This is a genomic window from Limnothrix sp. FACHB-881 (genome assembly GCF_014698135.1).
In the GTDB taxonomy this organism is placed as follows: Bacteria; Cyanobacteriota; Cyanobacteriia; order CACIAM-69d; family CACIAM-69d; genus CACIAM-69d.
In genome coordinates, this window is the sequence record NZ_JACJSN010000005.1 from 260,897 (window position 1) to 270,351 (window position 9,455).

General features: G+C 53.7%; 5 protein-coding genes. 4 read left to right on the forward strand and 1 reads right to left on the reverse strand.

Annotated elements, in window-relative coordinates:
• The first annotated feature begins 189 nt into the window (after positions 1-189).
• On the forward strand, positions 190-2,712 hold the full coding sequence (locus tag H6G52_RS07410) for a GAF domain-containing protein (protein ID WP_190527424.1): 2,523 nt from the start codon (positions 190-192) through the stop codon (positions 2,710-2,712).
• A gap of 180 nt (positions 2,713-2,892) precedes the next feature.
• Here the strand turns inward: H6G52_RS07410 and H6G52_RS07415 are convergent, their stop codons facing one another.
• Positions 2,893-3,876: an alpha-ketoacid dehydrogenase subunit beta gene (locus tag H6G52_RS07415; protein WP_190527426.1), complete on the reverse strand. Its 984-nt coding sequence runs from the start codon at positions 3,874-3,876 to the stop codon at positions 2,893-2,895.
• A gap of 311 nt (positions 3,877-4,187) precedes the next feature.
• Here H6G52_RS07415 and H6G52_RS07420 point away from each other — a divergent pair, with 311 nt between their 5' ends.
• The 3 genes from H6G52_RS07420 to H6G52_RS07430 all read left to right on the forward strand — a co-directional run bounded on the left by H6G52_RS07420 (position 4,188) and on the right by H6G52_RS07430 (position 9,359).
• Positions 4,188-4,637 carry a tellurite resistance TerB family protein gene (locus tag H6G52_RS07420; protein ID WP_099531452.1) on the forward strand — a complete coding sequence of 150 codons (450 nt, stop codon included), beginning with the start codon at positions 4,188-4,190 and terminating at the stop codon, positions 4,635-4,637.
• Positions 4,638-4,875: 238 nt separating this feature from the next.
• Positions 4,876-5,427 (forward strand): hypothetical protein, encoded by a 552-nt coding sequence (locus tag H6G52_RS07425; RefSeq protein WP_099531453.1) that lies wholly within the window; start codon positions 4,876-4,878, stop codon positions 5,425-5,427.
• 641 nt (positions 5,428-6,068) lie between these two features.
• Positions 6,069-9,359, forward strand: a complete 3,291-nt coding sequence (locus tag H6G52_RS07430) for a filamentous hemagglutinin N-terminal domain-containing protein (protein WP_190527428.1) — start codon at positions 6,069-6,071, stop codon at positions 9,357-9,359.
• The last annotated feature ends 96 nt before the right edge of the window (positions 9,360-9,455 follow it).

Below are 9,455 nucleotides of genomic sequence, written 5' to 3' on the forward strand. Positions count from 1 at the left end.
TGACGGAAAACCGGCGGTGGGGCAATTTCAACCCATCGGTGGCGAATTATTCCTCCTCGGTCTAACAATAAAGTGGGTTGCAAAGGGGCGTTGGGTGGGGAGCTGGCCCTTTGCGGTTAGGCTGAATTCTTGATTTGATTGGTTCCGTTTTGTGTTTGCGCCTCTGCTCCTTTGGGTTGCGCCATCGTCATGACTTTTGCTGGCACTGGCAGTTTTTTGGCATCGTTAACGCGACCCGATCGGGTGGGCTTGCTCACCCAACGGGTTCAGGATCTTCCGGTTGCGGAATTTGTTTGCCTCCTGGACTTCATCACAGCGGAGTTTCAGCAGTTTTTGCGCGCCTTTGATTTGGTCAATAATGCGGCGCTCGAAAGCATCTTGGAGCAAATTCTCGATGCCTTGACCCTCAAAATTGGGCTGATTTTGCAGGCGGAACGTACCACCATTTTTTTGTTGGATCCCGATCGCGCGGAACTGTGGGCCCGGCCCAATGGCGATCAAGTGCCTGAGTCCGATGAAATTCGGATTCCGCTGAATGTGGGCATTACGGGCCGATCGGCTGCCACGGGTGAAGTGGTGAACATGGCCAACGTGCAGCAGGCGGCGGGGTTTGAGCTGGCCTTTGATGGCCTGGGCGATCGCCCCACAGAGGCCTTGCTTTGTATGCCCATCCGCAGCACCGATGGGGCCGTGGTGGCCGTGGTGCAACTGCTGAACAAAACCACCGCGCCGGCCTTTGACCGCGAAGATGAGGCCCGCTTTCGAGAATTTGCGGAATCGATCGGGATCATTCTGGAAAGTTGCCAATCTTTTTATCAGGCGGCCCGCAATCAACGTGGGGTGGCGGCGCTGCTGAAGGTCACTACCCTATTTGCCCAAACGGGCCTGGAACTGGATCGGGTTTTGCAGGCGGTGATGGCGGAAGCCCGCGACTTTATGCAGGCGGAATATGGCACGCTGTACCGGCTCGATCGGGACACGGGCCGGCTGCGCACCACCTTTGAAGACGGGCGATCGTTGGAGGTGTCGAGCGATCGGGGTTTGGTGGGCCATGTGGTTCGCAAGGGACAGCCCCTGAACCTGAGCTATGCCCCTTCCCACGAGGATTTTGATGCCCTGCTCGATCGCCCCCATGGCCTGAACACTCGCAATGCCCTCTGCTTGCCGATCTTTGACCCCTCGGGGCAACTAATTGGCGTGAGTCAACTGCTCAACCGCAAACAGGGCAACTTCACCGCTTCCGATGAAGCCTTCATGCGGGCCTTTAACACCCAGGCCGGTATTGCCCTGGAAAACGCCCGTCTCTTTGACAGCGTACTCACGGAACAGCAGTACCAAAAAGACATCCTGCGCAGCCTATCCAATGGCGTGATTTCCACCGACCTGCAAGGGCGAGTGGTGACGATCAACGAAGCCGCCTTGGAACTGCTGGGTTGTCCGGTGCGGCGGGATGGGATGGCGGGCCGCCGCAGCATCCAAACCATTTGGGAACAGCAACTCCTGAAACGGCCCGTGTGGGAAATTATCCCGATCGAGTCCTTGGAAACACGCTTGAAAGACAGCCTCAGCACTGGCGCACGCCATCGGGTTCCTGAGCAGGCCCTGCGGGTCGGGCGCTACTTCAGCCCCCAAGAGGGAACCGTTTGGGTTGTGCCCCAGGGCAACAATCAAGTGCGGCTGTGGAACGATCCGGCCCGCCCGCTGGAGTATCTGAATCCCGATGATATGCAACTGTTCGATCGCAACGTCAACCTAGCCGTGAATCCCCTGACGGATTTGGATGGCAAAGTGCGAGGCGGTTTGGTGGTGTTAGAAGACATCAGCCGCGAACAACGACTCAAAGCCACCATGTCTCGCTACATGACCCCTGAAGTGGCCGAACGGGCCGTGGAACTGGGGGCAGACATGCTGACCGGTGAGCGCAAGGATGTGACGATCCTGTTTTGCGATATTCGGGGCTACACCAGCTTGGCTGAGGCTCTGGATGCCACGGAGGTGGTGGCCCTGCTGAATCAATATTTTGAAACCATGGTGGAGGCCATTTTCGATCGCAAGGGAACGCTCGATAAGTTCATTGGCGATGCGCTGATGGCGGTCTTTGGTGCGCCGTTGCCCCTCGAAGAGGATCACGCCTGGCTAGCGGTACTGACAGCTTTGGATATGCGCGATCGCCTGAAAGTGTTTAACCGAGCCTTGGTGGCTACCGATCGACCGCCCCTTCGGGTTGGCATCGGCATCAGCTCCGGCGAAGTGATTGTGGGCAACATCGGTTCCCGACGGCGCATGGACTACACCGCGATCGGGGATGCCGTAAACGTCAGCTCCCGCCTGGAAGGGCTGACCAAAGAATATGGCTGTGACATCATCCTCAGCGAAGCCACCTACGAGCGCTGTGCCGATCGGCTCTGGGTGCGCGAACTCGATCGGGTACGGGTGAAAGGCCGCACCAAACCAATTCGCATCTTTGAACTGATTGGCGATCGCGCCCGTCCCCTATCCTTTGAAGATGAAACCTTCCTGGAGCAGTACGAACTGGGCAAAGAAGCCTTTAACCGCTTCCATTTCCACAAAGCCATGGTGCATTTTGCCGCTGCCCAACAACTGCGGCCCCATGATCATTCCGTGAAACTCCATATAGAACGGGCAACCCAGTATCTGGATTGCCCGCCCCCGGAATATTGGGATGGGGTGTTTAATACCCCCAACATGTAGTCCACAAGACCGCTACGGTGGCATCAGGGTTTTGGGCGATTGAACGACCAGCCCTCAACACCTCGCCCCCAACGATCTCGTTACACCGATAGCACCCTCGGGTTAACCCACCCCAAGAACCGGTCGTGAGTAACCCGAATAACCGTCGCGCGACCAGTGCTATTCGGCGTAGCGTTCCTACTAAATGCGGTTGTCCAACAGTTTCTTCGTGGCTTCCACAATTTGGGCCGGCTGCACGATCGTCAGATTCTCCAGCATCCCGTTATAGGGCGTGGGAATATCTTGCGAAGACAACCGTACCGGCGGCGCATCCAAATCATCAAAGCATTGTTCAATGATTTGGGCCGTCAATTCTGCTGCAATGCCGCCCGTCTTCATGCATTCCTCCACAATCAGCACCCGATGGGTCTTGCGCACCGAAGCGGAGATCGTGGCCATATCCAACGGCTTCAGGGAAATCAGGTCAATCACTTCCGGATCGATCCCTTCCTTCTCCAGGGTTTTCACCGCCTGCATCACGTGGTGGCGCATCCGGGAGTAGGTGACGATCGTGATGTCTTCGCCCGATCGCACCATTTCCGCCTTGTCCAGCGGCAACAGATATTCTTCGTCCGGCAGATCTTCCTTCAGGTTGTAGAGCAGCACATGCTCAAAGAACAGCACCGGGTTATTGTCACGAATTGCCGACTTCAACAGACCCTTAGCGTTGTAGGGCGTGGAGCAAGCCACAATCTTCAACCCCGGAACCGCCTGGAAATAGGCCTCTAGGCGCTGGGAATGTTCTGCCCCCAACTGGCGACCCACCCCGCCGGGGCCCCGGATCACCATCGGAATCGTGAAATTACCGCCAGAGGTGTAGCGCAGCATCCCAGCGTTGTTGGAAATTTGGTTAAAGGCCAGCAACAAGAAGCCCATGTTCATGCCTTCCACGATCGGGCGAAGACCCGTCATGGCCGCACCCACAGCCATTCCCGTAAAGCTGTTTTCCGCGATCGGGGTATCCAGCAACCGCAGATCGCCGTATTTCTTATACAAATCCTTGGTGACCTTGTAGGAGCCGCCATAGTGACCCACATCTTCTCCCATCACCAACACCCGAGGGTCACGGGCCATTTCTTCGTCGGTTGCTTCACGAAGGGCGTTGAAGAAAATCGTTTCTGCCATCGGTTTGTTGTGGAATTCGTTGTGGAAGTTGAATCAAGGTTGGCTCAGCGGGGTTTATTGTACCGCCAAGGTTGCGCCCGATCGCGCCTAACTCCGGCCGTGGGGCCCCAAATCCCGTCACGGTTTGTTCAAAAATCAACCTTAACGATCGCCCCCAACCCACAGAAACCAAGCCACAATACGAGGCAACGCGCACTGCAAGCCGCGCCACCGTAGATCGCGAAATCGCGCCACCGCAAACCGCACCCCAAACCCCGCGCTCGCTAGGGTTTTGATTTTTAGGGTTTTGACTTTTTAAGGACGGATTCACTATGGGCCTACTCGACAGCGTGTTTCGGAAAGCAACTCCCGACGGGACGATCACCCTGTCTTCGCCCGAGGCGTTTGCGGCGATTTTGGTGATTGCCATGGCCGCCGACGGTTACGCCACCGATGAAGAAGTGCGCACCCTCCGCGACAGCCTCTATCGAATGCAACTGTTCAAGCGCTTTGACGAAGAACACATGGCCAAAATGATCGACAAACTCTTGGGCATCATGCAATCCCAAGGGCCCGATGCGCTGTTTCAAGGGGCCCAAGTGGCCTTGCCCGAAGACCTGCGCGAAACCGCCTACGCCGTAGCCGCTGACATGACCCTCACCGACGGAACCTTGGACGCTTCCGAGCAAGAATTTCTCACGGAATTGGCCAGCGCCCTCGCCATTTCCCCCCAAACCGCTGAATTGTTGATCACCGCCATGACCATCAAAAATCGCGGCTAAGTAAAAATCGCGGCTAAGCAAACATCGCGGCCAAGGCTGAGGCCAACAGGTCAGCAGCCCAAGAATCGCGATCGGGGATAGGCCACCCTAGAAGCGCAGCCGTTTTTGAGGGCGAATCCGAGGGCTAATCAACGGAGCAATTGACCACCGCCCCAGAAAGATTCCCCCAAAAGCTCGTTTGGGGAGCACCGTTTGCTAGGCTGGCTTTGCACCGAAATGCAATCTCCAACGTTCCTCAATGGGCGCGACTTTAGAACAAATTGCCAGCTACCTCGATCACCGGGGTTGGACTTACGACATTGACCACGAGCGATCGTGGATTGTCACCGCCGTTCAGGCCGACAACCTCGATGACTTTCAATTGGTGGTGCAGCTCGAAGAAGAAGGGCGTTTTTTCAAGCTGTTTGCGCCCCAGGTCATCAGCGGCATTCAAAACCACCCCCACAAAGCCGCCATTTTGCAAACCATGCTGAGCATTTCCTGGGAAACCAAAATGCTCCAGTGGGAATATGACCCCTCCGATGGAGAAATTCGAGCCATCATTGAATTTCCCCTGGAAGATGCTCCCCTCACGGAAAAACAATTTAACCGCTGTTTGGTGGGGCTGATTCAAATTGTTGATGATTTCGCCATGCCGCGCCTGATGGCCGTTATGGAAACAGGGCTAGACCCAAACGATGAGGAGGCTGGGGAGCGGCTGTTGTTGGCCCTTCAGGAAGAGGCCCCCGGCCTGCTGGGCATGTTGGAACGGGCCATGGAGGCTCGCAAACGGCGCGGCTTGTTCCCTTGAAGAACCAACGGCGCGATCGGGCAATACTTTGAGTCGCCGCTGACTAGCAAGCTCAGTCAGGAACACAGGCTCTCAAGTCAGGATTCGGACTCCAGATCATCCGAATCTTGACTTATTGGCATGTTCTCATAATTTCCAAAGGCTAAATTGTTCAATATTCTTTGGTTATTTGAGTATTTTTAAATCAACAAACACCATGGTTTGTTTGGCCAAAGATCATTGCCATAAGCCCAAAGGTTCAAGAGCCGTCGGATAAACTACATCTTATTGAATTCAATGCCTAGACACACATCAAATGAGACCTTGAACGCAAAAAAATATTGTGCAAGCGATTAGACGAAATTCATTAATAATTAAACCAATAATTCAACTAAAAATTAATTCCTTCAAAAATATTAAGAATTGATTATATCTAATGTTTTGATAATCAAAAAAAATAGACAGGGTAATTTATTTTTTTAAAATACATAGTAACTTGTCATTGGATTAATAATTAAAAGTCAGCAACAGAAAACAAGTACATCAGATTTTCACTTGAAATAGCAGCATTAATATGGATCCTAAAACATCCAAAACAATCATGATTTGCCACCTATAGATTATTTGTGCTAGATCATTGGTCTGCTAAGGGGAATAGCACAATGATCGATCGCCTACGTCTGGGAACCATTATCACCTTCTTATTATGGACCACTGCGGCACTGGCACAGGAAATTGTGCCAGCTCAGGATGGAGTGCAAACTCAAATTCGCCAAGACGGCAATCAAATCATCATTGGCGGCGGCACTCGATCGGGCAACGGGGCGAACCTGTTCCACAGTTTTGAGCGTTTCAACGTCAATTCTGGGCAAATCGCCAACTTCCTATCGCAACCCGATATTCAAAATATTTTGGGGCGCGTCACCGGCGGCGATGCGTCAATCATTGATGGACTCATTCGGGTTAGCGGCGGTTCCTCAAATCTCTATCTAATGAATCCGGCGGGAATTGTGTTTGGGGCGAATGCGCGCCTCGATATTCCCGCGTCGTTTACGGCGACCACGGCGAACGCGATCGGGTTTGGGGGCGATCGCTGGTTTGAGTCGATCGGGTCGGGTAATTGGGCCAACCTAGTGGGCAGCCCGATCGAATTTCGTTTCGACTCCCTCACGCCCGGCAGCCTGATCAACGCCGGAAGCCTCAGCGTTGGGCCGGGGGCAGATCTATCGCTGATTGGCGGCAACGTCGTCACCGTGGGAACCCTGAACTCGCCGGGAGGGCGCGTGACCATTACCGCCGTGCCGGGTCAAAACCTAGTTCGCATTACCCCCGAAGGCAGCGTCCTCAGCTTGGAAATTCCTAGCCAGCAGTTGAATGCCTGGGCCCAATCGCCCCGATCGCTCCCGGAACTCCTGGCCGGTCAGGGAATCAGCGGTTTGCCTACCGAAGAACTACCGGCCGCGGGCACGGCGATCGCCTCGGGGCGGTTAAACGTCAGCGGCGAAACGGGCGGCCGGGTGGCAATTTTGGGCGATCGCGTAGCCCTCTGGAATGCGTCCATCGATGCCTCGGGGCAAAACGGCGGCGGCACAGTCCTAGTAGGCGGTGAGCAGTTGGGCCTGGGGCCAGAGCCAAATGCGTTGTTCACGCTGGTGAATGAAAATTCGTCGATCAATGTGTCCGCAACGGATGCGGGCAACGGCGGCCGGGCGATCGTTTGGTCAGATCAGGGAACCCGTTTTTGGGGCCAGGCGATCGCCCAGGGCGGCCCCAACGGCGGCAACGGCGGCCTGATCGAAACCTCAGGCAAGCTGTTTCTGGATGTGGCGGGTAGTCGCATCAGCGCCAGCGCCCCCTTTGGTCTTCCCGGCACCTGGCTTCTTGATCCCACCGACATCACCATTTCCAGCACCCCCACCACCGGTGGTAGCCTCGCCGGTTCCGCCTTCACCATTGACGCGCCAGCAGCCCCCGCTACTGCCAACATCAACAACGCTCAATTAGCCGCAACCCTCGATTCCGGCACGAGCGTCACCATTTCCACCGCCAGTACGGGCACGGGCAATGGCGATATTACCGTCACTGCCCCGGTCGAACTCACCACCCCCAGCGCCACCCCCGTCACCCTGACACTCCAGGCTGATCGCAACATTGTGGTGAATAGCAATATCACCTCAGCCGATCGGCCGTTGAACATCACATTAACAGGCGACCAAGACAACAACTTATCCGGTGCAGTTCATATTCAGAGTTCAGTCATTACAACGAGTGGCGGAAACTTTAATGCCACTGGTCATGGCTCAGAAACAATTACCAGAGGAGTCTGGATTCAGAAGGGCTTGATTACTCTCAGCGGTGGGAACCTGATGCTTAGAGGCATCGGCGGAGAACTCCTAGACGAGGATGCGAGCATCGGTGTCCAAATCGATAGTGGCTCCCAAATCCGCACAACCAACTTAGGCACTATTGAAATTTCAGGTATTGGTGGAGGAAGAACCCTCAATAGAAATGCGAATCATGGAATTACCATCATTGGTTTTTCTACAATCACTTCTGAAGCTGGAGACATTATCTTCAAGCCAGGAATTGGAGGTGGCAGTCCTGGTTCCAATTCAGCTTTTGGCATCGAACTTAGAAACTTAACCCTCCAGGCAACCAATGGTGGCAACATCGTCATGGAAGGCAGTTCTCTCAATCTAAGCTCCGGTGAATACAATTCTGGAATCTGGATTGCTGGATCGGAAATCAACACCTACGGAAACGGAGAGATTTCCTTAATAGGAACTGCTGGTGAACGCACTAATCATAACGATGGCGTTTTTATCGGAAGCTCTAAACTGACCTCCGAATCAGGTGGCATTACCATCAATGGAATTGGGGCAGGAAGTGGCTTTAGTAACTCGGGAGTAGAAATTGTTGATACAAGCAGCTTAACTAGTGGCGGAACCATTACACTCATTGGTATATCGAGTGACAACTCTGCTCTCGATCCCACCGATCCCAACCTCAAGAGTATCGGTGTTGATATACGAGAAAGTAGTACTGTCACCGGATCTGAGGTCGTCATTACAGGAACAGACCGCAGTAATGTAACAGCTAGAAACATCAATTCTGGAGTCAACTTAGCTTCCAGTGCATCAGTTACAGCCACTGGCTTTAACGGTATCCAGATCACAGGAATTGCTGAAAATCCCTATTCTGTTGGTGTCACGATCAATGGATCGTTAGGGCTATTAGGATCAACTACTTCTCCACTAGTAATTGAGGGGAGTGCAGAGGGATCTCTAGCAGTAGATATTAATCGGTCTATTAACCTTACCGGTCTTCATCCTGTGACCATTACTGCCGATCAGGATATTGAAACACGATCAATTACGACTGGATCAATCGATATTACAAGCACTCAAGGACTAGCCAATCTAGGCGGAACTCTGGCAGCCACTAATAATATTGCTGTTAGAGGGCGAAGCGGGATGAGTGCTAGTTCAGCTACGGCTAGCAATGGAGCGATCTCCCTGGAGAGTGCTGCGGGTACTGTACAAGTTTCTGGAGCAATCACCAGTGGCAATAGCACAACAGTTCGAGGGCAAACCGGCATCATAGTTGGGTCGGTTGCTGCCAACAATAGCCCCATCGAACTGACAAGTAGAGCTGGAAATATTCGAGTTACAGGTACGAATTCTACTGGCGCTTGTGCTGGCAGTAGCCTGTGTACGAATGATGGCGCAGCAATTGACATCACCCACGGTGGCTTGAATGATTTCATTGTGGGAAATTCCACCACCAACGGTACGGCCGGCTCAATTTTTAATGGCATAACCACCCTCAGCGGTTTAACGATCCTCAACCGACCAGGAACCTATCAAAACGGTCAGCTTTCGGTTACGCCGGGCTTTGTACCTGCTCCAACAACCACGCCCACGCCGAGTCCCGACCCACTGGCTTCAACTTAAGGAGAATCAGCCCAAATCTCCTTAAGTTGAGCTTCTCGCAACCGATGTCGCTGACGGATGTTTTTAACCAACCCTAGCAACTGATGATGTTCTAGG

Excerpts from the sequence above, each read along its gene's own strand:
- H6G52_RS07410 (WP_190527424.1), top strand. The coding sequence starts at position 190 with ATGACTTTTGCTGGCACTGGCAGTTTTTTGGCATCGTTAACGCGACCC.
- H6G52_RS07415 (WP_190527426.1), bottom strand. The coding sequence starts at position 3,876 with ATGGCAGAAACGATTTTCTTCAACGCCCTTCGTGAAGCAACCGACGAA.
- H6G52_RS07420 (WP_099531452.1), top strand. The coding sequence starts at position 4,188 with ATGGGCCTACTCGACAGCGTGTTTCGGAAAGCAACTCCCGACGGGACG.
- H6G52_RS07425 (WP_099531453.1), top strand. The coding sequence starts at position 4,876 with ATGGGCGCGACTTTAGAACAAATTGCCAGCTACCTCGATCACCGGGGT.
- H6G52_RS07430 (WP_190527428.1), top strand. The coding sequence starts at position 6,069 with ATGATCGATCGCCTACGTCTGGGAACCATTATCACCTTCTTATTATGG.